Source organism: Micromonospora sp. DT63 (genome assembly GCF_049841615.1).
In the GTDB taxonomy this organism is placed as follows: Bacteria; Actinomycetota; Actinomycetes; order Mycobacteriales; family Micromonosporaceae; genus Micromonospora.
In genome coordinates, this window is record NZ_JBNCKQ010000003.1 from 610,503 (window position 1) to 634,771 (window position 24,269).

Annotated in this window: 24 protein-coding genes; 13 read left to right on the plus strand and 11 right to left on the minus strand. The window is 72.5% G+C overall.

What is annotated here, in order from left to right; all coding sequences use genetic code 11:
• Positions 1-127: 127 nt before the first annotated feature.
• Positions 128-2,092 (minus strand): acetate--CoA ligase, encoded by a 1,965-nt coding sequence (gene acs / locus ACLQ27_RS15230; RefSeq protein WP_425867236.1) that lies wholly within the window; start codon positions 2,090-2,092, stop codon positions 128-130.
• A 501-nt stretch (positions 2,093-2,593) separates the two neighbouring features.
• On the opposite strand from acs, the gene ACLQ27_RS15235 reads away from it, so the two are divergent.
• The gene (locus ACLQ27_RS15235) at positions 2,594-3,340 is read left to right on the plus strand and encodes an oxidoreductase (protein ID WP_425867238.1); all 747 of its coding nucleotides are present in this window, start codon (positions 2,594-2,596) and stop codon (positions 3,338-3,340) included.
• Positions 3,341-3,346: 6 nt separating this feature from the next.
• Here the strand turns inward: ACLQ27_RS15235 and ACLQ27_RS15240 are convergent, their stop codons facing one another.
• The 7 genes from ACLQ27_RS15240 to ACLQ27_RS15270 form a co-directional block, all read right to left on the minus strand.
• The gene (locus tag ACLQ27_RS15240; RefSeq protein WP_234584132.1) at positions 3,347-3,979 is read right to left on the minus strand and encodes a TetR/AcrR family transcriptional regulator; all 633 of its coding nucleotides are present in this window, start codon (positions 3,977-3,979) and stop codon (positions 3,347-3,349) included.
• Complete coding sequence (locus tag ACLQ27_RS15245) at positions 3,874-5,238, minus strand: methyltransferase (RefSeq protein ID WP_357573537.1); 1,365 nt, start codon at positions 5,236-5,238, stop codon at positions 3,874-3,876. Before ACLQ27_RS15245 ends, ACLQ27_RS15240 begins: the two co-directional genes overlap by 106 nt.
• On the minus strand, positions 5,235-6,167 hold the full coding sequence (locus ACLQ27_RS15250) for a hypothetical protein (RefSeq protein WP_357573536.1): 933 nt from the start codon (positions 6,165-6,167) through the stop codon (positions 5,235-5,237). Before ACLQ27_RS15250 ends, ACLQ27_RS15245 begins: the two co-directional genes overlap by 4 nt.
• Before the next feature lie 201 nt (positions 6,168-6,368).
• Positions 6,369-7,172, minus strand: a complete 804-nt coding sequence (locus ACLQ27_RS15255) for an HAD family hydrolase (protein ID WP_234584135.1) — start codon at positions 7,170-7,172, stop codon at positions 6,369-6,371.
• 580 nt (positions 7,173-7,752) lie between these two features.
• A complete protein-coding gene (locus ACLQ27_RS15260; RefSeq protein ID WP_425867241.1) occupies positions 7,753-8,472 on the minus strand; it encodes a hypothetical protein in 720 nt (239 codons plus the stop codon).
• A 208-nt stretch (positions 8,473-8,680) separates the two neighbouring features.
• Positions 8,681-9,217, minus strand: coding sequence for a hypothetical protein (locus ACLQ27_RS15265; RefSeq protein WP_357573534.1), 537 nt, complete (start codon positions 9,215-9,217; stop codon positions 8,681-8,683).
• Positions 9,218-9,422: 205 nt separating this feature from the next.
• Complete coding sequence (locus ACLQ27_RS15270; RefSeq protein WP_357573533.1) at positions 9,423-10,037, minus strand: DUF4240 domain-containing protein; 615 nt, start codon at positions 10,035-10,037, stop codon at positions 9,423-9,425.
• A 396-nt stretch (positions 10,038-10,433) separates the two neighbouring features.
• Between ACLQ27_RS15270 and ssd the strand changes: the two genes are divergently transcribed.
• The 7 genes from ssd (at position 10,434) to ACLQ27_RS15305 (ending at position 15,673) form a co-directional block, all read left to right on the plus strand.
• Complete coding sequence (ssd, locus tag ACLQ27_RS15275; protein WP_234584139.1) at positions 10,434-11,537, plus strand: septum site-determining protein Ssd; 1,104 nt, start codon at positions 10,434-10,436, stop codon at positions 11,535-11,537.
• Positions 11,534-12,745, plus strand: coding sequence for a TadA family conjugal transfer-associated ATPase (locus ACLQ27_RS15280; protein WP_357491148.1), 1,212 nt, complete (start codon positions 11,534-11,536; stop codon positions 12,743-12,745). The genes ssd and ACLQ27_RS15280 overlap by 4 nt, the downstream gene beginning before the upstream one ends.
• On the plus strand, positions 12,742-13,929 hold the full coding sequence (locus ACLQ27_RS15285) for a type II secretion system F family protein (protein ID WP_357573532.1): 1,188 nt from the start codon (positions 12,742-12,744) through the stop codon (positions 13,927-13,929). Before ACLQ27_RS15280 ends, ACLQ27_RS15285 begins: the two co-directional genes overlap by 4 nt.
• Positions 13,929-14,612, plus strand: coding sequence for a type II secretion system F family protein (locus ACLQ27_RS15290; protein ID WP_425867245.1), 684 nt, complete (start codon positions 13,929-13,931; stop codon positions 14,610-14,612). Before ACLQ27_RS15285 ends, ACLQ27_RS15290 begins: the two co-directional genes overlap by 1 nt.
• 22 nt (positions 14,613-14,634) lie before the next feature.
• Positions 14,635-14,802 (plus strand): DUF4244 domain-containing protein, encoded by a 168-nt coding sequence (locus ACLQ27_RS15295; RefSeq protein WP_234584142.1) that lies wholly within the window; start codon positions 14,635-14,637, stop codon positions 14,800-14,802.
• A 113-nt stretch (positions 14,803-14,915) separates the two neighbouring features.
• The gene (locus ACLQ27_RS15300; RefSeq protein ID WP_357492050.1) at positions 14,916-15,230 is read left to right on the plus strand and encodes a TadE family type IV pilus minor pilin; all 315 of its coding nucleotides are present in this window, start codon (positions 14,916-14,918) and stop codon (positions 15,228-15,230) included.
• Positions 15,230-15,673 (plus strand): Rv3654c family TadE-like protein, encoded by a 444-nt coding sequence (locus ACLQ27_RS15305; RefSeq protein WP_425867247.1) that lies wholly within the window; start codon positions 15,230-15,232, stop codon positions 15,671-15,673. The genes ACLQ27_RS15300 and ACLQ27_RS15305 overlap by 1 nt, the downstream gene beginning before the upstream one ends.
• Positions 15,674-15,795: 122 nt before the next feature.
• Here ACLQ27_RS15305 and ACLQ27_RS15310 read toward each other — a convergent pair whose 3' ends face one another.
• The 3 genes from ACLQ27_RS15310 to ACLQ27_RS15320 form a co-directional block, all read right to left on the minus strand.
• A complete protein-coding gene (locus ACLQ27_RS15310; protein ID WP_234584144.1) occupies positions 15,796-16,374 on the minus strand; it encodes a hypothetical protein in 579 nt (192 codons plus the stop codon).
• A 119-nt stretch (positions 16,375-16,493) separates the two neighbouring features.
• Complete coding sequence (locus ACLQ27_RS15315; protein WP_234584145.1) at positions 16,494-16,697, minus strand: hypothetical protein; 204 nt, start codon at positions 16,695-16,697, stop codon at positions 16,494-16,496.
• A 99-nt stretch (positions 16,698-16,796) separates the two neighbouring features.
• Positions 16,797-19,175 (minus strand): DEAD/DEAH box helicase, encoded by a 2,379-nt coding sequence (locus ACLQ27_RS15320; protein WP_425867347.1) that lies wholly within the window; start codon positions 19,173-19,175, stop codon positions 16,797-16,799.
• Between the two features lie 188 nt (positions 19,176-19,363).
• Between ACLQ27_RS15320 and ACLQ27_RS15325 the strand changes: the two genes are divergently transcribed.
• The 5 genes from ACLQ27_RS15325 (at position 19,364) to ACLQ27_RS15345 (ending at position 24,239) form a co-directional block, all read left to right on the plus strand.
• Positions 19,364-19,720 (plus strand): STAS domain-containing protein, encoded by a 357-nt coding sequence (locus ACLQ27_RS15325; RefSeq protein ID WP_007454668.1) that lies wholly within the window; start codon positions 19,364-19,366, stop codon positions 19,718-19,720.
• The gene (locus ACLQ27_RS15330; protein WP_234584146.1) at positions 19,720-20,154 is read left to right on the plus strand and encodes an ATP-binding protein; all 435 of its coding nucleotides are present in this window, start codon (positions 19,720-19,722) and stop codon (positions 20,152-20,154) included. Before ACLQ27_RS15325 ends, ACLQ27_RS15330 begins: the two co-directional genes overlap by 1 nt.
• Positions 20,155-20,493: 339 nt before the next feature.
• Positions 20,494-22,854 (plus strand): sodium-translocating pyrophosphatase, encoded by a 2,361-nt coding sequence (locus ACLQ27_RS15335; RefSeq protein WP_357573531.1) that lies wholly within the window; start codon positions 20,494-20,496, stop codon positions 22,852-22,854.
• Between the two features lie 102 nt (positions 22,855-22,956).
• Positions 22,957-23,499 carry a hypothetical protein gene (locus tag ACLQ27_RS15340; protein ID WP_234584148.1) on the plus strand — a complete coding sequence of 181 codons (543 nt, stop codon included), beginning with the start codon at positions 22,957-22,959 and terminating at the stop codon, positions 23,497-23,499.
• Positions 23,490-24,239 carry a hypothetical protein gene (locus tag ACLQ27_RS15345; RefSeq protein WP_357491137.1) on the plus strand — a complete coding sequence of 250 codons (750 nt, stop codon included), beginning with the start codon at positions 23,490-23,492 and terminating at the stop codon, positions 24,237-24,239. The genes ACLQ27_RS15340 and ACLQ27_RS15345 overlap by 10 nt, the downstream gene beginning before the upstream one ends.
• Positions 24,240-24,269: the final 30 nt, after the last annotated feature.

Genomic DNA, 24,269 nt, shown 5'->3' on the forward strand with positions numbered 1-24,269 from the left:
AACGTGATGGAGGCGTTATTCGTCCAACCTCCGCGGCCGGCGGGACGCGGTGGTCGTACCTCTACAAAAGACGACGGTGGGTGACGGTCCGGACGGACCGTCACCCACCGATGGGGTACGCCTGTCGTCAGTCCTCGTCGGACTTCGTGCCGCTCATCCCGGACGAGATCAGCTCCATCACCGAGGAGTCCTGCAGCGTGGTGACGTCGCCGAGCGACCGGTTCTCGGCCACGTCCCGCAGCAGGCGACGCATGATCTTGCCCGAACGGGTCTTCGGCAGCTCCGGCACCAGCATGATCTGTCGCGGCTTGGCGATCGGGCCGAGCGTCTTCGCCACGTGGTTGCGCAGGTCCGCGATGAGCTGCTCACCCGCCTCGCCGGCGATGTCCGTGCTGCCCCGTGGGATGGCGAACGCCACGATCGCCTGGCCGGTGGTGGGGTCGGTCGCACCCACCACCGCCGCCTCGGCCACCGACGGGTGCGACACCAGCGCCGACTCGACCTCGGTGGTGGAGATGTTGTGCCCGGACACCAGCATCACGTCGTCGACCCGACCGAGCAGCCAGATGTGCCCGTCGTCGTCCTTCTTCGCCCCGTCGCCGGCGAAGTACATGCCCTCGAACCGTGACCAGTACGTCTCGATGAACCGGTTGTCGTCACCCCAGATGGTGCGCAGCATCGACGGCCACGGCTCGCGCAGCACCAGGTAGCCGCCCCCGCCGTTGGGCACCGACTGGCCCTGGTCGTCCACCACGTCGGCGACGATGCCCGGCAGCGGAGTCATCGCCGAACCCGGCTTCGCCGCCGTCACCCCAGGCAGCGGGGAGATCATGATGGAGCCCGTCTCGGTCTGCCACCAGGTGTCCACGATGGGCAGCTCGCCGCCGCCGACGTGCTGCCTGTACCACATCCACGCCTCGGGGTTGATCGGCTCACCGACGCTGCCCAGGAGCCGCAGCGACGACAGGTCGAAGCCGGCGGGGATGTCCTCGCCCCACTTCATCATCGTCCGGATCAGGGTCGGCGCGGTGTAGAGGATGCTGACCTTGTACCTGTCGACGATCTCCCAGAACCGCCCCTTGTGCGGCGTGTCCGGGGTGCCCTCGTACATGACCTGGGTGGCGCCGTTGGAGAGCGGGCCGTACACGATGTAGGAGTGCCCGGTGACCCAGCCGATGTCGGCGGTGCACCAGTAGACGTCCGTGTCCGGCTTCAGGTCGAAGACCGCGTGCGTGGTGTACGACGCCTGCGTCAGGTAGCCGCCCGTGGTGTGCAGGATGCCCTTCGGCCGGGCCGTGGTGCCGCTCGTGTAGAGAATGAACAGCGGGTGCTCGGCGTCGAACGGCTGCGCCGTGTGCTCGGCCGACGCCGTCTCCACCACCTCGTGCCACCAGTGGTCCTTCTCCGACCAGGCCACGTCCTCGCCGGTACGGCGGACCACCAGCACGTGCTCGATCGACGGGCAGTTCGCCACCGCCTCGTCCACCGTCGGCTTCAACGCCGACGGCTTGCCCCGCCGGTAACCACCGTCGGCGGTGATCACCACCTTGGCGTTGGCGTCCTGGATGCGGTTGCTCAACGAGTCGGCGGAGAACCCACCGAAGACCACGCTGTGCGCCGCGCCGATCCGGGCGCAGGCCAGCATCGCGACCGCCGCCTCCGGGATCATCGGCAGGTAGATCGCCACCCGGTCGCCCGCCGTCACCCCCAGGTCGGTGAGCGCGTTCGCCGCCCGGCAGGTCAGCTCGTGCAGATCGGCGTACGTGAGAGTGCGGGTGTCACCCGGCTCGCCCTCCCAGTGGATCGCCACCTTGTCACCCCGACCGGCCTCGACGTGCCGATCAAGACAGTTGTACGCCACGTTGAGCTGCCCACCGACGAACCACTTCGCGAACGGCGGGTTCGACCAGTCGAGCACCTCGTCCCACTTCTTCGACCAGGCCAGGCGGTCGGCCTGCTTCGCCCAGAAGGCGAGCCGGTCGGCCTGCGCCTCGGCGTACGCGTCGACTGTGACGTTGGCGTGCGCGGCGAGTTCGGCCGGCGGGGGGAACTGGCGCGTCTCGTTCAGCAGATTGGCCAATGCCTCGCTCATGCCGTGACTCCTCGTCCTCGGGTGACCTGCGTCTCGCTGGGCACGAGGGTAGTCGCGGGGTCCCCGACCGGCGACCGCTGCCCACCCCGTCGCGCCGAGCGGCCCCCGCCGCGCGCCCGACGGCCGGCCCTGCCCGTCCCGCCCGGCCCCGGCCCGCCCTGCCCGGCCCGCCCCGGCCCGCCCTGCCCGGCCGGCCCTGCCCGCCCTGCCCTGCCCGCCCTGCCCGGCCCGCCCCGGCCGGCCCTGCCCGCCCTGCCCTGCCCGCCCTGCCCGGCCCGCCCCGGCCCGCCCCGGTCCGGTCTTGATCGACACGGGTTCGGCGATGTCGCGGTATCCGGACCGGTGGGACACCCCGATATCGCCGATCTCGTGTCGACCTTGCCCAGCGGCGGGACGGGAGCGGCGGGGACGGGAGCGGCGGAACAGGGTCGCCGGGTGGCCGGGGTCGCGTTGCGGGCGGGTGCGGCCCGTCGGGCCGGGCCGGGTCGCTAGCGTGACGGGGTGACCACCGACCCGCTCGCCCCGCTGCTCGCGCTCACCGACGTCGCCGCTGCCGTCGACCGGGCCCGTGAGCGCTTCGACCAGGCGCTCGGGCACCGCGCGCTGCGCCGCAACGGTGGCCAGGTCGCGGCCGAGGTCAGCCTGCGGTCGGCGGTGGCCAGCGCCGCGCTCGAAGGCGCCGTCCACGAGCGTGAGGAGGTCCGGGCCGGCACCGTCACCGACCCGGTGCTCCAGGGGGCGCTGCGGGTCGCCGGGGCGCTGCCCGGCCTGAGCGAACTCTGGCCGAAGGCACCCCGGCAGGCACTCGCCCGGCTGCACGTCCTCGCCGCCCGCGACATCGTGGGGGAGGCCGAGCTGGGCCGACCGGTGCCCGACCCGGTGGTCGCCGCCCGCCTCGACGGGCTCGCCGCTCTGGTGGCCGGCGGCACGAAGGTCTCGCCGCTGGTGCTCGCCGCCGTCGTACACGGGGAGTTGCTGAACCTGCGTCCGTTCGCCGGGCCGTCCGGCGTGGTGGCGCGCGGTGCCGCCCGACTGGTGCTGCTCGCCAGCGGCCTCGACCCGCGCGGCCTGCTCGGCGTCGACGTCGGTCACCGGGAACGGGAGCCCGAGTACGTCGGCTCGGCCGGCGCGTTCGCCACCGGCACCCCGGACGGGTTGCGCTCCTGGCTGCGCCACTACATGGCGGCCGTCGAGGTGGGCGCCGACCAGCTCACCGCCATCGGCGACGAGATCCTCGCGGCCGCCTGAGGTCGTTCAGGCCCGTCGTACCGCCCGGTTGACCTTGGCTTGGAGCGCCCGGCGGGCGATGGGCCCGAGGTCGTCGACGACCTCCAGCAGCAGCGCGAGTTGGTCGAGCGCGGCCATCGCCTGGTCGGCGCCGGCCCGGTCCACCCCGTCGTAGAGTTCCAGCCCGATGAACGCGGCCGAGACCGCACGGGCCAGGCCGGGTACGTCGGCGACCTCGGCGAACGGGGAACCGGCGAGCAGCCTGCGCAGGACTGCCTCGATCTCGTCCACCCACAGTTGGAGCGCGCCGGCGGTGGGGGCGGCCATCCGCTGGTCCGCCTGTGCGGCAGCGAGCATCTGGGCCAGGAACGTGACGTTGCCGAGTTGGCGTTCCTCCTCGTGCAGCGCACGCCCGACCGCGAGCAGTTCGCGCAGCGACCCGGCCGAGGCCAGGCGGGCGGACCAGTGCTCGACCCGCTTCGCGGTGCTGTCGCGGCAGGCCGCCGCGAGCAGGTCGTCGACGGTGCCGTAGTGGTAGAAGACCAGGGCCTGGTTCACCCCGGCGGCAGCGGCGATGGTCCGTGCGGAGACGCCCGCGATGCCGTGTTCGCGGATGGCGGCGATGGCGCCGTCAAGGAGACGCTGCTTGGTGTCGGACATGGCGCTCCTCGCGGGCGGGCCGGGTGCGGTGGTGCGATCATCGCATCGGTGACCAGTTGGGCGAGCCAGGCGACGCCCGGTAGCCGGACGGCCCAGCCGACCACCGCCCAACCGAGGTGCACGTGTTCGAGCGCGCGGGCGACGGCGGCCACCCCCCGTTGCGCGTGACCGTCGCCGCCCACGTACTCCGCCCGCCACAACACACGGTCGTGTTCCCGGGCGGGCCGGATGCGCAGCCCCACCGGGTGGCGCCGGGCCAGCATCCGCCAGATCGCCGCGCAGGGTCCGCAGTCGTCGTCCAGCCAGAGCACCGCGGGTGGCCCGGGCGCGTACGGCCGCCACCGGGGCCACCAGTCACGAACCTGCCGCCGGTACGACCGCCAGGAGTCCCCGTACCGGGCTCGCAGGTCGTGTCGCTCGTGCGGCGTCGCGACCGCCGCGCCGAACGCCACCGCCGACACCGCCGCCAGGACGAGCGTGGCGCTGCGCGTCACCGCTGCGGTGAGCAGCAGCAACACCACCGCGCTGAGTTGCATGGGGTTGGCCAGGTAGGCGTACGGGCCGGTGGTGACCAGTCGACGCGGCGGGTCCCACGGGTACGGCGTGCCGCCTCCCCGGGTGACGAACTCCGCGACCGCGGCCAGCGCCGGGGTGGCCGTCAGGAGGGCCAGTTGCGCCAGCACCAGCAACTCGGTGCGGTTCAGCCCGGTCAGTCGGGCCCACGACCCGTCGCCGAGTTCGAAGGCCAGGCTGGGCAGGAACCAGAGGAGCAGCGCGGTGAAGAGCCCTACCTGCAGCAGTGTCCTGGTGCGCAGGCGCCGCCGGTCGGCGCCGGACCGACCGAGCAGTTGGGCGGGTAGGGCCACCAGGAGCAACCCGGCCACCTCCCCGACGAGCCAGTACGGGCCGAGGTGGACAAGCGGGTGCAGCGCCGGCATCGCCACCACGTCGACCCAGAGCAGCAGACCCAGTGCGACAGGCAGGGGCAGCAACCGGCGCAGCAGCACGGGCAGCGGCCCCCAGAGCGCAGCCCAGCCGATCCACAGGTCCACCGGCATCCCCCGGTACGCGCCGTCGACCGGGGCGAACGCGTACCAGCCGGCCGTCCGGGCGGCCTCGTGCAGTGCGGCGATGCCGACCCCGGCGGCCACGAACGCCAACAGCGCGGCACCACGGGCGGCGCGGTCCCGCTCCCATGCGCCGACGGCGAGCACCGCGAGAAGCGGCACCCCCAGGCTCAACCACCTGGCGACTGTCACTTGAGTGCCAGCATGTCGAGCAGGTGGCCGACCCCGGCGCCGAGCAGCGCCTGCTGGATGGGGCCGAAGTACCAGGACGGGTCCAGACCCCGCGTGTAGTCGACCCGGATCTGGACCTCGGTGTGCCCGGCGTCGATCGCCCGCCAGGTCAGCGTCGCGTGCCGCCAGGTGAACCAGCGCGCGGTGATCGAACTGTCCTCGACGAACCGGAAATCCACACGTTCCGGCGTTACGTTCTCGACCTCGGCGAGCAGATGGCCGCCCGGGCCGTGCGCGCTGCCGTGGTAGCCGAACATCCACCTGTCGCCGGGATCGAGCCCGTCGCCGCTGACCCGCCCGGGTGTGGGCACGCCCAGCAGGCGCAACGGCGCAGACCGTACGGCCGTCGGGCGTGGACCGGCGGCAAGGCGCTCGGCCACCCGGTCGGCGGGTAGCTCGACGACGCGGGTCACCTCCACCGTCTGCTCCGGACCGAGCCGGGGAGCCATGCCACTGCCCTCCAGGCCGGGCAGGAGCAGCAGCGGCACGGCGACGAGCACGTAGGGCCGGTTGGCCTCCCGCAGGGCGCGGATCAGCGCGGTGGTGCCGTGGGCCACCGCGTACACCAGGGGGGCCGCCAGGATGACGCAGATCGCTCCCTCGTGCAGCGCCACCGCCGCCAGCAGCAGGGCCACGGTGGTGGCGGCGAAGACCTGGCCGTGGGCCGTCCGGCGCGGGGTCAGCGCGAGGGCGGCGGCCAGCAGCACCGGGAGCGCCACGAAGAGTACGGCGCTGTCGGCGCGGCCCTCACGCACCACCGCGACGAAGACCACCAGCCCGAAGAGCGTTATCAGGCCGGCCAGAGTCCAGTGGGCGGCGGTGCGCTGTGGTGGTGGTTCGGTGGTGTTGGTCCATCCGGACGGTTCGGGTGTCTCGTCGACGTCGGCCATGCTGATCTCCCCGTTTTAAGCGATCGCTCAAATCCGAGCGTACGACGATTTGAGCGATCGCTCAAGACGTTGCTGAGGGGAGGTGCGAAGGTGGGGCGGGCGGCTGGATCCGTCGATGCGGCGCTCGGCTGTCGGAGAGGCGGCGCCGCCCTGCTGTTGCCGGACCGGTCCTCGGTCTGGCCGGGCGGCTGCCTGAGGTGATCAGGCGGTGGTGGCGGCGCGGGTCCGGCGATGCCTGCCGTACCAGGCGATGCCGATGGCCACCCCGACCCCCACGCCCAGGGCCGCCGCGGCGACCGGAACGGCCGGCCGCTCCCGCAGCCGGCGACCCAGCGGAATCGGGTGCCGGAACTCCAGCACCGGCCAGGCGTTCTCCGAGGCCAGCTTGCGGAGCTGCCGGTCCGGGTTGACCACGCTCGGGTGACCCACGCACTCCAGCAGCGGACGATCGCTGTACGAGTCGGAGTAGGCGTACGAGTCGGCCAGGTCGTAGCCGCGCACGGCGGCCAGCTCGCCAACCGCCTCGACCTTGCTCGGACCGGCGGCGTAGAACTCGACCTCGCCGCTGTACCGGCCGTCCTGCACCGCCATCCGGGTGGCGATCACGTCGGTCACCCCGAGCAGCTCGCCGATCGGCCGGACCATCTCCTCGCCGGACGCGGAGACCAGCACCACGTCCCGCCCGGCTGCCTGGTGCTCCTCGATCAGAGCGGCAGCCTCGGCGTACACATAGGGGTTGATCAGCTCGTGGAGCGTCTCCGCGACGATCTGGCGGACCTGTTCCACCTGCCAGCCCTTGCAGAGCGCGGCCAGGTAGTCCCGTGTTCGGGCCATGGTCTGCTCGTCGGTGCCGCCCAGCCGGAACATCAGCTGCGCGTACGCCGACTTGACCACGTCACGCCGGGTGATCAGCCCGTCCCGGTAGAACGGCCGACCAAACGCCAGGGCGCTCGACTTGGCGATGACGGTCTTGTCCAGATCGAAGAAAGCGGCACTTCGGCCCACGGCGCGAAAGTCTAGCCGGATGGTCTATCGTCGGCGGGTGCCCGGGGTCAGGCCACCCCTCGGACCTGCGGGCGGGTGCCTCCAACTCCGCTGGGCGTGACCGTGCTCACACTCCGCGAGGAGAATTTCGCGCTGAGTGGAGTGAACACCACTCGACGTGACGGTTCCGCTCAGGCAGACTTGTCCGCACGACGAGCTCTCACATCCCCGAAACAGACAGACCCTCAGCGGTTGCACCCCCCGTGACCGCTGAGTGGTTCGGCTCGACCCCCCCGGAGCCGAACCGTCGACGACCCCCGTCTCCCCCCGACGGGGGTCGTCCCTTTGCGGGGAGCGCTCCCGCCCTGGTGGAAGCGCCTTTGCCGGCTCGGTCGGGCCCAACGCCGGGCGGAAAGTCAGCGAATCACCAGGGAACGTCAGCCGGACCCGGTCGGCGTAGTCGTCGGGCGTGTGCGTGTACCGGTCCAGCGTCGTCGACGCCTTCTCGTGGCCCGCCACCCGCCGCCGGAAGTTCGACTGCCGTTGCGGCTCACCGTGTCGGCGATGAGGCCAGCGTCCGCAAAGACACGGGGCACCGGATTCAGCGGTCATCAGCGGGCCGAATGGCGGCGAGGTTCGTTCCGTCGGTGGTCTTGGCGATGAGTTCCTTGAACCGGACCGGGTCGGATTCAGCGATCGCGCGGGCCGCAGCCACCCCGCGGTGCAGGCTCGCCGGATAGTAGGACTCATCCAGAATGAAGCCTCGGGCCAGCCATTCACGTGTGGCGTCGTGATCGCACTCGACGAAGGCGGTGAGACAGGCTGCGCGGTACCACCCGCGCAGGTCAGCAACCTCATCATCGTGGGCTTGGCTACCCGTTGTTGGCTGTTTGCCAGTCAGCGCTTGAGGCGACTCGTACACGAGCACGGCCTGCGACCAATACCAGGCGCGGACTGCGCAGACGCGTTGCAGTAGCGGGCCGGACGTAACGACCGAGATGAGGTACTCCTGGACCCGGCGACGGCCGACCGCCGTCAACACCGGTTCGATGAGTTGACGATTGGCGGCCACATCTTCGTCGCAGACCACTGCGGCCAGGACTCGGCTAGCCAGGGTGGCGGCCAGGTCAGGACGTTCTCGAAGAACGCAGGCAAGCTGCCAGCGCTTGCCGTTCCTCCGGTGGTAGCGACGGAACGACTCGTTGCTGGCGAACCTCGGCTGCAGTTCGGGCTCTACCCAGGCTGAGTCCAGCTCGGCTAGGAGGTCATCAAGCTGCCGCTCGAACTCGTCAGCCAGGTCGCCGTCCACCCATGCGTCCATGTCGACATCATCTGCGCCGACCCCCTCCGTCATCGACTGGCCGAACGGATCTTGTAAAGGGCGCGGGACGCAAGTGGTCAAGCATGTCCGGTGACCGGACCACGTCCGCAAGGACACCACTGCCGAAACACCCGGACGAGTGCGGACGCGATGCACAGAGCTTGTAAGCGAGACGTCGGGTGACTGTCGTTGCCCGCCGACGGAGCGCTCACCGCAGCTCCGTCTGAGTAGCCCGGTCGGCTTCCAAGTCATCGTCATGCAAAACCGCCTCTGGGTCTTCTGCGCCGAGTTGGGCGCGGACCGCGCGGTAGAACTCTTGGAGAGCGTCGTTGAGGCGAGCTGTTGGCGACTTGGAGGGGTACTCCGCTGCCCGAGGGTCACGGCCGTCCTCGGCCTGAACCCGCACAGCATAGGCATGGCGAGTTACTACCCGTGCTGCAGTCTGGACCCTCTTGTTGCCCAGTAGCCGAAGCTGCTCGCAGGCTACCCGCATCCCCTGGTGCGCTTCGTCTAGCGCCTTCCGGTGACTGTTCTCATCCTCGCTACGCGAGGGATGCTCTGCCAGGTGGCGCAGGGTGCGCGCCGAAGCGACGAAGGCGCCGCTTCGCTCAAAGAGCGCGCTGTCCCAGCGAGCCCGGACCTCGGCTGCCATCCGCTGGTTGTTCGTCCTCACCACGACATAGGCCGCGACGGACGCCGAGATCAGGCCGCCGAGGAACGACAGGGCGGCGGTCAGCCATTGCATCCACCGAGTGTCGTCTCGATCATGCTTGAAATCTAGACAGAGGCAGCGACGAGGCAGCAGACCCTCCGTTGTGGAGCACCACCAGCCGTCACCTGACGATCCTCCCTACCTGCCAGTCGACACTGTCTGATGAGCACCGACACTGGCCGGCAAGCTGAGACCGCATCCCCCGACGGGGGTCGTCTCTTTCCGCTGGGAGCGCCCCCTAATCCAGCGCGAGTCGGCGGGCGCCGAACAGCTCGAAAAGCCTGGGCAGCCGCTTTCGCCACTCGGCCTCGTCGCTGAGGTCCCAGCGCTCGTCGGCTGGCTCCGGGCTCGGCGGTGGCGCAGTGGCCGCGGACTCCGCTGATTCGACGGCGTCCCAGAAGGCCTCATCGTCGCCGGTCAGTTGCTCGTACGCCTGCTGCGCGGCGAACTGGAGGGCTTCGTCGCCGATCCACAGGTCGCGGCCTTCCGATGCGCTGATCTGCCGTACCGCGGGATGGTCGGCGAGCGAGTCGGGGTCCCGCGCGGCTGACTCGAACGCCGCTCTGCCCAGGCCGACCAGCCCTGCCTGGAAATCGGAGAATCCGTCGTCGGAGAGGAACCCGTACTCGATGATCCAGCACGCCGCGCAGAGATCCCAGGTGTCGGCCTGGTCCATCACCTCGTTGAGCGTCTGGTCGAACGCCACGATGTGTGACAACGGGAGTCGCGTCAGCTCCGCGACCAGGGCGTCAGCGACCACATCCGGCTGACCGTCGGGGCGGGGTTGGTCCGCCGCTGCGCCGGCCGCTGCTCGTGCCCGCTCCACGATGCTCCAAAACTCTTCCAGCTCCACGGCCGGGAGTGTCCCCGACGGCTGTGACAGTCGATCTCGGCGGCTCAGTCTCTGCTGATCTTCGATCCGGCGACGGGTGAGCTGCTCGCCCACGAGTTGCTGACGCGGGCTCCGGTGCGGATCAGCGCGTACCGGCTGATCCTGGAGACGACCTGGACTGACCGGATCGGCTGACCGCCGACTTTGTGGGACCGCTCTCTCGGGAGCGGCCCCACGGTGTTTTCCCGGTAGCCGCCCTAGCTGCGCGGCAACCCGCGCGCATAGCAGATCAACCGTCTCGTCGGGCGTTGTCCACAGGCCCCGGAGTTGTCCACAGGCGAGGCGTCGGGGGGAGTCCGCGAGGCCGATCGCGAGCAGGGTCGGCGGTGCATCCGATCCCGACCGCTGGAGGCCGCGATGGCACCCCGTACCTCCGTTCCGCCGATCCGACGGCTCCCACTGGTCGTCACGGGGGACGGCGACCTGCTCGACGACCTGCTCCGGCTCGCCGCTGCCGGCGGCACCGAGGTGGAGCTCGCCGCCGACCCGGCCGCCGCCCGCACTCGCTGGGGTCCCGCGCCGCTGGTGCTGCTCGGCGCCGATCAGGCGCAGGCGTGCCTGCGCGCCCGACTGCCGAAGCGGCCCCGGCTGGTGCTGGTCGGCCGGGCCGGTCAACTCGACCCCGGCTGGCACATCGCCGAGCTGATCGGAGCCGAGCACGTCGCCGCACTGCCCGCCGCCGAGCCCTGGCTGGTGGACCGCCTGGCCGAACAGGGCCCCGACCAGCAGAACGGTCCGGGTGCCCGGGTCGTCGCGCTGTTCGGCGGTCGGGGCGGTGCCGGCGCGAGCGTCCTCGCGGGCGGGCTCGCCGTGACCGCGGCGCGGGCCCGACTGCGCACCCTGCTCATCGACGCCGACCCGCTCGGGGGTGGCCTGGACCTCGTGCTGGGCTGGGAGCAGCTGGAAGGGCTGCGCTGGCCGTCGCTCACCGACGCGGACGGGCGGGTGGACGCGCCCGCGCTTGTCGATGCGCTGCCCAGCCGGGGCGACCTGGTGGTGCTCTCCTGGGATCGCGGCGAGATGCTGGCGCTGCCCGCCTCCGCGATGGCCGCGACCGTCGACGCCGCGCACCGTGGCCGGGACTTCGTGGTGATCGACCTGCCCCGACAGTTGGACGACGCCGCCGTGGTCGCGTTGCAGGCAGCCGACCAGGCGTACGTCGTCGTGCCGGCGGAGCTGCGCGCCACCGCGGCCGCCGCCCGGGTGGTGGCCTCGGCCGCACCACACTGCGCCGCGCTCTCGGTGGTGGTGCGTGGGCCCGCCCCGGGCCGCCTGCGCGCCACCGAGGTGGCACGGGCACTCGGGCTTCCTCTCGCTGGCACGCTACGTCCCGAACCCGGGCTCTGCCGGGGGCTCGAACGCGGCGAGGCACCGGCGGCGGCCGGCAAAGGCCCGCTCGCCACGCTCTGCCGACGGATCGTCGCGGACCTCACCGGCGTCCCCGCGACGGGTGCGGCATGAGCGGCCGGCCGGAGGACGGCACCTTCGCGGCCCGGGTGCGCCAGCGGATCGCCGCCGCCACCGACCCCGTCACCCCGGCGGCGATCGTGTCCGCCGTACGCGCCGAGCCCACCGCGGCGGTGTTGGGCGACACCGCAGTACTGCGGATCGCCGACCGGGTGCACGACGACCTCGTGGGCGCCGGGCCGCTGGCCCCGCTGCTGGCCGATCCGGAGGTGACCGACGTCCTGGTCAACGGTGTCCGCGTCTGGGTCGACCGGGGCGCGGGGCTGCACCAGGTAGCGGTCCCGGTGGGCTCGGTCGAGGACGTCCGCCGGCTGGCGCAGCGACTGATCGCCAGCGCCGGGCGGCGGCTCGACGACGGCTCCCCGTACGCGGACGCTCGGCTTCCCGACGGCACCCGGCTGCACGCCGTGCTGCCGCCGGTGGCGACCGAGGGGCCCTACCTGTCCCTGCGGACGTTCCGGCACCGCCCGTTCACCCTCGACGAACTGGTGCGCCAGGGGACGGTGCCGCGACCGGTGGCGCCACTGCTCGCCGCCGTCGTCGCGGCCCGGCTGGCATACCTGGTCACCGGCGGCACAGGCTCGGGCAAGACGACCCTGCTCAACACGTTGCTCGGTTTGGTGCCCACCACGGAGCGGATCGTCCTGGTGGAGGACGCGGCCGAGTTGCAACCGGGGCACCCGCACGTGGTCGGGCTCCAGGCCCGCACCGCCAACGTCGAGGGGACGGGCGTCGTCAGCCTCGGCGACCTGGTTCGGCAGGCGTTGCGGATGCGCCCGGACCGGCTGGTGGTCGGGGAGTGCCGGGGCGCGGAGGTGGTCGACCTGCTGGCCGCGCTGAACACCGGCCACGACGGCGGCGCCGGCACGCTGCACGCCAACACCCCGTCCGACGTGCCGGCCCGGCTGGAGGCGCTCGGCATGCTGGGCGGGCTGCCCCGCTCCGCCCTGCACGCCCAGGTGGTCGCGGCGCTCCAAGTGTTGCTTCAGGTACGCCGAGGGGACCGCGGTCGTGTCCTCGAGTCGATCTGCCTGCTGCTCCCCGAGGGGCCCGAACGACTGGCCACTGTGGTGCCCGCCTGGATACGTGGACGTGGGTTGGGGTTGGCCGCACGTACCTTCGGCACGCTGCTGCGAGACCGGGGCGTGGCGGTGCCGCCGATCCTCAGCGAGCCGTGGCCCGGATCGGCGGGCCCGGCATGACCGGCGGAACGGCGCTCGTGGTGGCGCTGCTGCTGGCCGCCGCGGTCCTGGTGGCCTGGCCGGTGCAGAGCGTCCGGGCACGCCGCCGCCGAGTGCTGGCACCGGGCCGTGGCGCCACCGGCGCTGATCCGGACGACGCTCTGGTGGAATGGATCAGGGGCCTCGCTCGGGCGCGGGGCGGGCCGACCGATGAGCTTGGCGGGGTGTCGGACCAGGTCCATCCGGGTGCCCTCTCGTACCCGCCGGGAGCGTCGACGTCCGTCAGCGGGCGGACGGTTGTCGCCTGGTCCACTCGGGACCTCGACGACAGCCCGAGCCGTCCGAGGGCGACCGGCGGGCCGGGTGGATCCACGCGACCGGCAGGTCCGGCACGGCCGCCGATCCGTCGGGATCCTCGCCGCCCGGCTGCCACTGCCCGGCCGGAGACCGAGACCATCGAGGCCGTCGAGCATCCGGGCCGCAGCAGGGCCGACCCGGCGGACCATCGCACCGTTGGCCCGCCGGACCAACGCCTCGTTCGCCCGGCGGACCGAACGGCCGGCGCGTCGTACGAGGCCCGTCGGCTGCGCGTGCGTCGGTCGCCGAGGCGTGTGCTGCTGCTGGTTGGCCTGGTGGGGGCAGGGGTCGGTGCCGTGTCCGCCGGGCCGGTGGCCGCTGTCGCGGTGGCCGGCTACGGCACGCTGGCCGTGCGCGCCCTGCTCCGCTGGAGAGCGGGCCGGCACGCGGACCTGGTAAGGCGGCGCGGCCTGGACCTGCTCTGCGGTCTGGCAGCCGACCTCCGGGCGGGCCTGCCCGTCCCGCCAACCCTGGAGATCGCCGCCGTCGAGGGGACGGGTCGAGCCGACCGGCTTCGCGAGCTCACCTCGGCCGCCGTGCGGCTGGCGGACCGGACCGGCGCACCGCTGGCCGAGCTGATCGAGCGCATCGAGGCGGACGCCCGGGCGACCGACCGGGGCCTGGCCGCCGCGGCGGCACAGGCGGCGGGCGCCCGCGCCACGGCCTGGTTGCTGGCGGCCCTGCCGGTTGGCGGGATCGCGCTCGGCTACGGGATCGGAGTCGACCCCTTGGCGGTGCTCCTGCACAGCACTGTCGGCGGGGTCTGCGCGGTCATCGCGGTCGCCCTGCAGATAGTCGGCCTGTTCTGGGCCGAGCGGTTGGGCGCGGCGTCGGGGCGGGCCGCCTGATGTCCCCGGTGCGCCTGGGCGGTTCGGTCGGTCGGCGCGGCTCGCCGCACCGGGCCGGCTCGGGTGGCGGCGGTGTGGAGAGTCGGCGACGACCGGACGCGATCCGCCTCGCGGCAGCGATGGCCGGGCTCGCCGTCGCGGTGGTCGTCGGGGGCTGGTTCGGGCTGCTCGGTGCGGTTCCGACCGCAGTCCTGCTGGACGTGCTGCTGCGGCGGATCGAGTCTCCGGCGGCGCGTGACCGGCGACTCCGGGAGGCCGCCGACCTGCCGCTCGCCGCCGACCTGCTGGCGGCGGCGATGCGGGCGGGTGCGCCGGTGGACCGCTCGGTGCTGGCCGTGGCCGAGGCGCTGGACGGCCCGCTCGCGAGCCGACTGGCCCGGGTCGGCCGCACCCTGCTCCTCGGCGGTGGCCAGGCCGAGGCGTGGTCGGCGTTGGACGGGGTGCCGGGAGCCGATCGGATGGCAGCGGCGGCCTTCCGCTCGGCCAACAGCGGCGCCGCGCTGGCCGGTGCGCTGACCCGTCTCGCCGACGACCTGCGGGCCGACCGGGCCACCGCCGCCGAAGCGTCGGCCCGCCGGGCTGGCGTCCTCATCGTGCTGCCGCTGGGGCTGTGCTTCCTGCCCGCGTTCATTCTCGCCGGCCTGGTGCCGGTGATCGTCGCCGTCCTCGGCGACGTGCTCTGACCCATCGAGAAAGGAAAGACGCATGCGCAAACTCATCGCCCGACTCCGCGGCGACGACGGGATGAACACCGCCGAGTACGCCGTGGGCACGCTCGCCGCGGTGGCCTTCGCCGGGATTCTGTTGAAGGTCCTGACCTCCGGCAATGTCCAGTCGGCGCTGACCGCAGTCATCGACCGGGCGCTCAAGTGAGCGGGCGCCGGCAGGTCGGCCATGGTCGGAGACCGGGTACCCCCGGGCGAGCGTGCGACGGCAACCGGGGGGCCCATTTCGTCGGCGGCGACCGGGGCTCCTTCACCGCCGAACTGGCGGCCGGCCTGCCGGCGCTACTCCTGCTGCTGCTCGCCGGCCTGACCGCGGTCAACGCCGTCAGCACCCAGGCGAGCTGTCTGCACACGGCCCGGGAGGTGGCGTTGGCCGCCGCCCGGGGAGCCGACAGCGCGGATGGGGAGCGCGCGGCGCCACCGGGGGCAGAGGTGTCGGTGTCGGTCGACGGCGACCGGGTGCAGGCGACGGTCCGCGCGCCCGTCCGCGCGCTGGGCGGCCGGCTACCGAAGATCACCGTTCTCGCCACCGCCGTCGCAGCCGTGGAACCCGGCGCGGACGAGGGGAGATGGTGATGCGGCATCCCGACACCCGGTCGCGAGGGCACGGCCCGGACGCCGAGCGACACGACGGCGACCGACCGGACGCCGAGCGACACCACGGCGGCCGACCGAACGCGGAGCGAGGTGGTGCAACCGTGCTGCTGCTCGCGTTGGGACTGGTCTTCGTGCTGGTTGGGACGTTCGGCGCCGCTGTCACCGCCGCCGGGATGGCGGCTCAGCGGGCGGCGGTGGCCGCTGATCTCGGTGCGCTGGCCGGGGCTGCCCGGGCGCTTGACGGCGACGCGGTGGCGTGCGCGTCCGCCGCGGACATCGCCCACCGCAACGCTGGCCGACTGATCGACTGTCTCCTCGACGGGCTGGACGTGCTGGTGACCGTCGAGGTGGCGTTCACACCGCTTCCGGGCGTGACCCGGGTCGTCGCGTCGACGGCCCGCGCCGGCCCGGTACGCGGCTGAGTCGATGGTCCGCGTGGACCGCGCCGGGCTGTTCGACCGCGGCCGGCTGGCCGGGACAGGCTTGGGGTCCTGTCCCGGTCAGCGGCCGAGAGGGTGGGTCGCCGGGTGTGAGCCGGGTTGCGTCAGCGGGACTGGAGCGCGTCGAGGGCGACGGCCATCGCGATGACGAGACGACGGTCGATCTGCGGGTTCTGCACCTCGACGACGTACTTGTCGCGCAGGCCCCACTTCTTCACCACCGAGAAGATCGGCTGACCGCCGGCGGTGAAGTCGAAGTGGTACGGCAGCCAGGACAGCGAGTCGACGAACCGGCGCAGCAGCGCCACCGGCAGGCTGCGCTCCTGGCCCGTCACCTGCGGCAGGCCGGCCTGCTCGACGTGCCAGGTGGAGCGGAGCAGCGACTGGGCGAAGTCCTTGCGGAACAGGCCGATCGCGTTACCGGCCGCGTCGGTGACGTCGTACGTCGCGCCGAGGTCGATGCGCTGGCGGGCCTTGAAGCCGAGCAGGGGCTGCTGCTTGGAGTCGTCGGTGTAGATCGTCACCTGCTCCTTGAAGGCGAGCCGCTTCTGCTGCGCGAACGCCAGCAGCTCACCCTCGGTGCCGTCCGGCGCGACCGCCCGGACCTCGTACTGGTTGACCATCATCCGCAGCCGCTGGCGGATGTGGAACTGCTGCAGGGCCTGCAAGTTGTCGAGCTGCATGTGTTCTCCTCAGGGGGATGGTGCGCCGGAGTCTCGCACAGCCAGGCAACCACCGTCGGCCCGTGCCCCTGGCGCTCCCACCCCCACCGGTCCGCCCCGCGGGACCGGGCCCGCGACGGTCAGCGACCGTCCACGGTCACGCGCAACGACCAGGTGTTGAGCACCTGGTGGATGCTGCGCAGCCGTTCGTTGATCTGCTCCAGTCGTTCCGCCTGGGCCAGGGCGGCCAGCGCCGCCCCAAGTGCGATCTGCTGATCAAGGGTGAGGTGGTCCTGGTCGATGGTGTAGAGCAGGTCGACGGTCTCAGCGATCGTGTCGGCCACGGCTTCTCCTCGGGCGCGGGGGCTAACTGGAACACAAGCATCGATGGAAGCGCTCCCATGCCATTGTGCCCAGTGCCGTCGGGATTCATGCAAGGTGCGTCAGGCGGGCAGATTCTCCAGCACCACGTCGAGCACCCGGATCGCGTCCGGCTTCGAGAGCGGGTTGTTGCCGTTGCCGCATTTCGGCGACTGCACGCAGGACGGGCAGCCGGTCTCGCAGCCGCACTCCGCGATGGCGTCCCGCGTGGCGCGCAGCCACGCCGAGGCCGTCCCGTACGCCCGCTCGGAGAAGCCGGCGCCGCCCGGGTGCCCGTCGTAGACGAAGACCGTCGGCGCCTCGGTGTCCGGGTGCAGGGCGGTGGAGAGCCCGCCGATGTCCCACCTGTCGCACGTCGCCATCAGCGGAAGCAGGCCGATCGCGGCGTGTTCGGCGGCGTGCAGCGCACCCGGGACGTCGGCCTGCTGGACCCCTGCGGAGGCCAGCGACCGCGGTGACAGCGTGAACCAGACCGCCACCGTGCGCAGCTCCCGGGTGGGCAGGTCGAGCGGCCGGGTGTCGATCACCTCGCCGGTGGCGATCCGACGCCGCTGGTACGACACGACCTGGCTGGTCACGTCCACCTCGCCGAGGAACATCCCGACCGGCCCGGCGTCGACGTAGGAGCGCACCGACACCACGGACAGGTCCGTGACGTCCCGGGCGTGGGTGGACCAGTCCGGCTCCTCGACGTGCACCAGCGCGCAGCCGTCGGCCAGGTCGAGGTCGTCGACCACGTACGAGATGCCCTGGTGCAGGTAGACCGCGCCGGGGTGGAGCAGGAAGTGCGACGAGCCGCCGTCGACGGTGCCGAGCAGCCGGCCCGTGGCGGACTCCACCACGCACACCGGGGCGCCGCCCTCGCCGCGCAGGTCCACCTCGGGGCGCTCGCGGTGCCGCCAGTACCAGCCGGTGGGCCGCTGCCGCAGCGCGCCGGCCTCGACCAACTGGTCGATGGCCTCCTTCGCCCCGTCGCCGAAGAGCGCCAGGTCGGCCGGGGTGAGCGGCGCCTCGACTGCCGCGCAGGCCAACTGCGGCGCCAGCACGTACGGGTTGGCCGGGTCGAGCACCGTCGCCTCGACGGGCGCACCGAAGATCGCCTCCGGGTGGTGCACCAGGTAGGTGTCCAGCGGGTCGTCCCGTGCCACCAGTACGGCGAGGGCCTCCTGCCCGGATCGCCCGGCACGGCCGGCCTGCTGCCACAGCGACGCCCGGGTGCCCGGATAGCCGCAGATCAGCACGGCGTCCAGACCGACCAGGTCCACGCCCAGCTCCAGCGCGTTGGTGGAGGCGAGGCCGAGCAGGTCACCGTGCAGCAGGGCACGTTCCAGCTCGCGCCGCTCCTCGCGCAGGTAGCCGCCCCGGTAGGCGGCGACCCGGTCACCGAGCCCCGGGACGGCGTCGTCCAGGGCCCGGCGCGCGTTGGCGGCCACCACCTCGGCGCCCTTGCGGGATCGCACGAACGCGAGCGTGCGTACGCCCTCGGCGACCGTGTCGGCGAGCAGGTCCGCGGTCTCGCGCAGCGCCGACCGGCGGACCTGGACGAGGTCCGTGGTGGCGTCGTGGTCGCCGGCGGCCTGCGCGGGCACCGCGGGGGTGGCCGAGTCGGGTGCGAGCAGCGGCGGCTCCCAGAGCGCGAAGGTCACCCCGCCGCGCGGTGAGGCGTCCTCGGTGACCGCCGTCACCGGCAGGCCGGTCAGTCGGCCGGCGGCGGTCGCCGGGTCGCCGGACGTCGCCGAGGCGAGTACGAACACCGGGGTGGCGCCGAAGCGGGCGCACTGCCGGCGCAGTCGCCGCAGCACGTGCGCCACGTGCGAGCCGAACACCCCCCGGTAGGTGTGGCACTCGTCGATCACCACGTACGCGAGGCGGCGCAGGAAACCGGACCACTGGGCGTGGCCGGGCAGGATGCCGTGGTGCAGCATGTCGGGATTGGTCAGCACGAAACGGGAGTGCCGGCGGATCCACTCCCGTTCGGCGCGCGGCGTGTCCCCGTCGTAGCAGGCGGGGCGTACCCCCTCCAGCTCCAAGCCGGCGACGGCGCGGAGCTGGTCGGCGGCGAGGGCCTTGGTGGGCGCCAGGTAGAGAACTGTGGCCCGGGGGTCGGCGAGCAGGGTGGCCAGCGCCGGGAGCTGGTACGCCAGCGACTTGCCGGACGCGGTGCCGGTGGCGACGATCACGTGGCCGCCGTCGTACGCCAGGGTGGCCGCCTCGGCCTGGTGCTGCCAGGGCGCGACCACGCCGCGGCGGGCGAACGCCGCCCGCAGCTCCGGTGGTGCCCACGCCGGCCAGGGTGCGGGCACGCCGACCCGGGCCGGCACCCGCTCGACGTGGGTGACCGGGTCGCCGGCGCCCCGGGCGCGTAGCCGGCGCAGCAGGTCGACCGGCGCTGGTCCGACGTCGTGACCTGCGGATACGGTGGGCGCGGCGGACGACTCCAGGTCACGGCGCGGCGTAGGCCGCGCCGAGAGGAAGTCGTTGGAGGTCACGTCCTGCACTCTCGCACTGGTGTTCGGAGATGAAAAGCCGGGGCCGGGGGTAAGGGGAAGCCTCCGCCGGTGACCGCAGGGTGTCCCGGCGGTAGTGGTTAGATGCCCAGGAGAGTTTACGGCTCTGGCGAGGAGGACCGATGGAGCTGTCGCTGGCGACGCGCACCGTGGGCGAGCACACGGTGCTCGAGGTCGGCGGTGAGGTGGACGTCTACACCGCGCCCCGGCTCCGTGAACGACTCCTCGAGCTGATCGACGGTGGCGCCCGGCACGTGGTCGTCGACCTCGGGCGGGTGGACTTCCTCGACTCCACCGGTCTCGGCGTGCTGGTGGGCGCGCACAAGCGGCTGCGTACGGCCGGCGGCTCGTTCGCCCTGGTCTGTGACAAGGAGCCGCTGCTCAAGATCTTCCGGATCACGGCGCTGGACCAGGTGTTCCCGCTGCACCCCACGGTCGAGGCTGCGGTCGGTGCGGGCCCGACCGGCGCCAACGCGTGATGGCGACGGTCCGGCTCTCCTTCTCTCCGGCGCCGGTACACGTGCGTACCGCCCGACTGGTCGGCGTCGCCGTCGCCCGGCGTGCCGGTGTCCGCGAGGATCTGCTGGACGAGGTGCGCCTGGCCATCGGTGAGGCCTGCACCCGGGCGGTCGCCCTGCACCGGCAGTACGGCCTGGCCGATCCGGTGCTGGTGGAAATGTCCGACGGCGGCACGTACGCGGTGCGGGTGGTGGACCGTGCGCCGATCGAGGCCGGCATCGGGTTGGCGGCGCTGCCGCCGGACGAGTTGGCCAACGAGTCGCTGACCGACGAGGCGTTGACCACGGGCGTCGGGTTCGCCCTGCTGGCGGGCTTCGTCGAGGATCTGCAGGTGCGCCCGGTCGACGAGGGCATCGGCACCGAGGTGCGGATGGTGTGGCCGGTCGGCCGCTGAGTCGAGGAACCGCTCAAGCCCGAGAAACCGCCGAAGAAGGCCGTATCCCTGCCGAGGGTGCGGCCTTCTCGTCATGGATCGGGCCCTATATCAGATTTCGTTTCATAACACAGCGACGAAGATCATCGAGACACGGTGCCACCTCGGTGTGACCTCGAACACTGTGGAGGGCTACAGTACCCGGGTTGTCAGCAAGTGATCCAACCCGCAGCCAGCGGGTATGGGTGGTCATCGCTGGTCCGCTGGGGTGGGTTGGCGCGCGCTTGCGAGTCCGCATCCAGGCGTCGACCGGTGCGTCTCCACCCGTCGACGCGAGTGTTCGGTAACAGGAGGACACAGATGTCCGAGACCTTGGCCGCCGATGGCGGCGGGCTTTCCCTTACCGGAAGCAATGTCACATACGTCGTCATCGCCGCGGTCATCGCGCTGGTGGCGCTCGTCTTCGCCGCCGCGCTGACGAAGACGGTGCTGGCAGCCGGCAAGGGCACCACGAACATGCAGGAGATCTCGGGGGCGGTCCAGGAGGGCGCCTCGGCCTACCTGCTCCGCCAGTTCCGCACCTTGGCGATCTTCGTCGTCGTCGCCGTGGTGCTGCTCTTCCTGCTGCCGGTGCACGACACCGACGGCAGCGAGGTGGCCGTGAAGCTCGGCCGCTCGCTCTTCTTCATCGTGGGCGCCGTGTTCAGCGCGTCCATCGGCGGTGCCGGCATGTGGTTGGCGACCCGCGCCAACCTGCGTGTGGCCGCCGCCGCCCGGGAGCGGCAGGGTGGCCGCGAGGCGGCCATGAAGATCGCCTTCCGGACCGGCGGCGTGGTCGGCTTCCTCACCGTCGGCCTCGGTCTCTTCGGCGCCGCGCTCGTCGTCCTGGTCTACCGGGGTGACGCGCCGACGGTGCTGGAGGGCTTCGGCTTCGGCGCCGCGCTGCTGGCGATGTTCATGCGGGTCGGCGGCGGCATCTTCACCAAGGCCGCCGACGTCGGCGCCGACCTGGTCGGCAAGGTCGAGCAGGGCATCCCCGAGGACGACCCGCGCAACGCCGCCACCATCGCCGACAACGTGGGCGACAACGTCGGTGACTGCGCCGGCATGGCCGCCGACCTCTTCGAGTCGTACGCGGTGACGCTTGTCGCAGCGCTGATCCTCGGCCGCGCCGCCTTCGGCGAGGACGGGCTGGTCTTCCCGCTGATCATCTCCACCATCGGCGTGCTGGTCGCCATCGTCGGCGTCTTCATCACCCGGCTGCGCGCCTCCGACCGCAGCGGCCTCACCGCGATCAACCGGGCCTTCTACATCTCCGCCGTGCTCTCCGCGGTGCTGGTGGCGATCGCCGCGTACGCGTACCTGCCGGCGACCTTCGCCGAGCTGGAGGGTGGCCTCACCGACGTCGACCGTAACCCGCGACTGGTGGCCATCGGCGCGGTCGTGATCGGCATCGTGCTGGCCGCGGCGATCCAGGCGCTGACCGGGTACTTCACCGAGACCAACCGCCGGCCGGTGCAGGACATCGGCAAGAGCTCGCAGACCGGCGCCGCCACGGTGATCCTCGCCGGCATCAGCATCGGGCTGGAGTCGGCTGTCTACTCGGCGCTGCTGATCGGCGCTGGCGTCTTCGGGGCGTTCCTGCTCGGCGGCAGTTCCATCACGCTGTCGCTGTTCGCGGTGGCGCTGGCCGGCACCGGCCTGCTCACCACCGTCGGCGTCATCGTCGCCATGGACACCTTCGGACCGATCTCCGACAACGCGCAGGGCATCGCCGAGATGTCCGGCGACATCGACGAGCACGGCGCCCGGACGCTCACCGAGCTGGACGCGGTCGGCAACACCACCAAGGCGATCACCAAGGGCATCGCGATCGCCACGGCGGTGCTGGCGGCGACCGCGCTGTTCGGCTCGTACACCGACACGCTGCGCACCTCGTACGCGGACGCCGGTGTGGGCGACGTCGGGACCGAGATCCTCAACTCGCTGAACGTGGCCAACCCGCGCAACCTGGTCGGCCTGATCATCGGTGCGGCTGTCGTCTTCCTCTTCTCCGGGCTGGCCATCAACGCGGTGTCCCGCTCGGCCGGCGCCGTGGTGATGGAGGTCCGCCGGCAGTTCCGTGAGCTGCCCGGCATCATGGACCGCACCCAGCGCCCGGAGTACGGCAAGGTCGTCGACATCTGCACCCGGGACGCGCAGCGCGAGCTGATGACCCCCGGTCTGCTCGCCATCCTGGCGCCGATCGCTGTCGGCTTCGGCCTCGGGCCCGGCGCGCTGGCGGCGTACCTCGCCGGTGCGATCGGCGCCGGCACCCTGATGGCTGTCTTCCTGGCCAACTCCGGTGGCGCGTGGGACAACGCCAAGAAGCTGGTCGAGGACGGCGCGTACGGCGGTAAGGGCTCCGAGGCGCACGCCGCCACGGTCATCGGCGACACCGTCGGCGACCCGTTCAAGGACACCGCCGGCCCGGCGATCAACCCGCTGATCAAGGTGATGAACCTGGTCTCGCTGCTGATCGCGCCCGCCGTGGTGGCGTGGAGCGTCGGCGACGACCGCAACGTCGGCCTGCGGGTGACCATCGCGCTGGTGGCGACGGCGATCATCGTGGCGTCGGTGGTGTTCAGCAAGCGCAAGGGCATCGCGATGGACGACTCCGACGCCGGCGGCAACACCGGTGCGGGCAGCGCCGACCACCGGCCGGAGACGATCAACGCCTGAGCGACACCGGCACCGGGGTCCCCGTCCGACGTACCCGTCGGGCGGGGACCCCGGCCATCCGGACCGGTGCCAGGCCTGGCCGCAGGCCGTACGCTGCAACGCATGCGTACGTGCCGGGCGTCTGCCGCCGGAAAGCTCACGGTGGTCCTGGCCACGATCGTCGTCGTCCTTTCCGGTTGCGGTGGTGGGCCCAGCCCGCGGGCCTGGGCGGCGTCGGTCTGCGGCGCGCTCACGCCGTGGCGTTCCGAGATCAGCAAGTTGACCAGCAGCGCCGATCAGCAGATGACGGCGCAGACCACTCCGGCGCAGGCCAAGGAGAACCTGGTGCGGCTCTTCGGCGGTGCGGAGCAGGCCAGTGAGACCGCGCGCCGCAAGGTCGAGCAGGCCGGCGTCCCGGAGACCGACAACGGCGAGGCGATCTCCGCCGGGTTCCGCAGCTCGCTGAGCAAGATGCGGGACGCCTACGGCCGGGCCCGGGACACCATCGAGGGGCTGGGCACCGGCGAGCCGGCCGCCTTCTACGACGGCGTGCGGGCCGCCGTCGAGACGCTGAACAAGGAGTACGACGCCAGCGCCCTGGACACCAGCCAGCTCAACTCCGAGGAGTTGAAACAGGCATTCGACGAGGTGCCGGAGTGTCGCTGAAGGGGCTCGGGGACTCTCCGGCGGCGCAGCCGCTGCCGGCGCTGTTTCCCGCACCCGAGCCCGATCCGCCGGACACCGGCGCGGCGACGTCGGGTGCCGGCCGGCGACGCGGCGGCCCGGCCCGATCGGAGTCGGGTCGTCCGGGGCAGCCGCACGCCGACGACGCGGGGCGGCAACTGGTCTTCTTCGGCGCGGATGCCGCCGAACCGGCGGTCGCCGATCTGGCCGGCCTGCTGGCCGGGCCGGGCGAGGTGGTTCGGATGGGCGGCACGGCCCGGCTCGCGGTGCGGGTGGACGCCGCCTGGCGGGTGCACGTGCTCGTCGCCGAACTGGCGCTGCGCGGGCTGGCCGCGAGCTGGGAGCCGACCGAGGACGAGCGACACACCGTCCGGACGTCGTACACCCGGCTGTTGAAGCCGCTCGCGGTCGCGTGGCTGCACGGCTCGGCGAAGCGCCCGCCGGAGGTCTTCCACCTGACCGGCCGGCGGCTGCGGCTCTGGCTCGCCGCCGCCGGGACCCCGGAGCCGCCCGGCGGCTTCCTGCTGCGGCTCGGCGAGGGCGATCAGGAGTCGTGGGACGCGATCGGCGCCGCCCTCGCCGCCGCCGGCCTGGACGGCACGTTGCTCGGCCCCGGCGAGGGCGGCCCGGCGTACCGGATCACCGGCCGACGCCGGATGGCGCGGCTCGCCGAACTGGTCGGCGAACCGCCACCGGCCGCACCACCAGACGCCTGGCCCTGACCCCGCCGCCCCTGACCCCGCCCCCTCGTT

Bases quoted from the DNA above. Each gene is read 5' to 3' on its own strand.
- acs (WP_425867236.1), bottom strand. From the start codon at position 2,092: ATGAGCGAGGCATTGGCCAATCTGCTGAACGAGACGCGCCAGTTCCCC.
- ACLQ27_RS15240 (WP_234584132.1), bottom strand. From the start codon at position 3,979: ATGTCCGACACCAAGCAGCGTCTCCTTGACGGCGCCATCGCCGCCATC.
- ACLQ27_RS15250 (WP_357573536.1), bottom strand. From the start codon at position 6,167: ATGGCCGACGTCGACGAGACACCCGAACCGTCCGGATGGACCAACACC.
- ACLQ27_RS15260 (WP_425867241.1), bottom strand. From the start codon at position 8,472: ATGGACGCATGGGTGGACGGCGACCTGGCTGACGAGTTCGAGCGGCAG.
- ACLQ27_RS15265 (WP_357573534.1), bottom strand. From the start codon at position 9,217: ATGCAATGGCTGACCGCCGCCCTGTCGTTCCTCGGCGGCCTGATCTCG.
- ssd (WP_234584139.1), top strand. From the start codon at position 10,434: ATGGCACCCCGTACCTCCGTTCCGCCGATCCGACGGCTCCCACTGGTC.
- ACLQ27_RS15280 (WP_357491148.1), top strand. From the start codon at position 11,534: ATGAGCGGCCGGCCGGAGGACGGCACCTTCGCGGCCCGGGTGCGCCAG.
- ACLQ27_RS15285 (WP_357573532.1), top strand. From the start codon at position 12,742: ATGACCGGCGGAACGGCGCTCGTGGTGGCGCTGCTGCTGGCCGCCGCG.
- ACLQ27_RS15290 (WP_425867245.1), top strand. From the start codon at position 13,929: ATGTCCCCGGTGCGCCTGGGCGGTTCGGTCGGTCGGCGCGGCTCGCCG.
- ACLQ27_RS15295 (WP_234584142.1), top strand. From the start codon at position 14,635: ATGCGCAAACTCATCGCCCGACTCCGCGGCGACGACGGGATGAACACC.
- ACLQ27_RS15305 (WP_425867247.1), top strand. From the start codon at position 15,230: ATGCGGCATCCCGACACCCGGTCGCGAGGGCACGGCCCGGACGCCGAG.
- ACLQ27_RS15310 (WP_234584144.1), bottom strand. From the start codon at position 16,374: ATGCAGCTCGACAACTTGCAGGCCCTGCAGCAGTTCCACATCCGCCAG.
- ACLQ27_RS15325 (WP_007454668.1), top strand. From the start codon at position 19,364: ATGGAGCTGTCGCTGGCGACGCGCACCGTGGGCGAGCACACGGTGCTC.
- ACLQ27_RS15330 (WP_234584146.1), top strand. From the start codon at position 19,720: ATGGCGACGGTCCGGCTCTCCTTCTCTCCGGCGCCGGTACACGTGCGT.
- ACLQ27_RS15335 (WP_357573531.1), top strand. From the start codon at position 20,494: ATGTCCGAGACCTTGGCCGCCGATGGCGGCGGGCTTTCCCTTACCGGA.
- ACLQ27_RS15340 (WP_234584148.1), top strand. From the start codon at position 22,957: ATGCGTACGTGCCGGGCGTCTGCCGCCGGAAAGCTCACGGTGGTCCTG.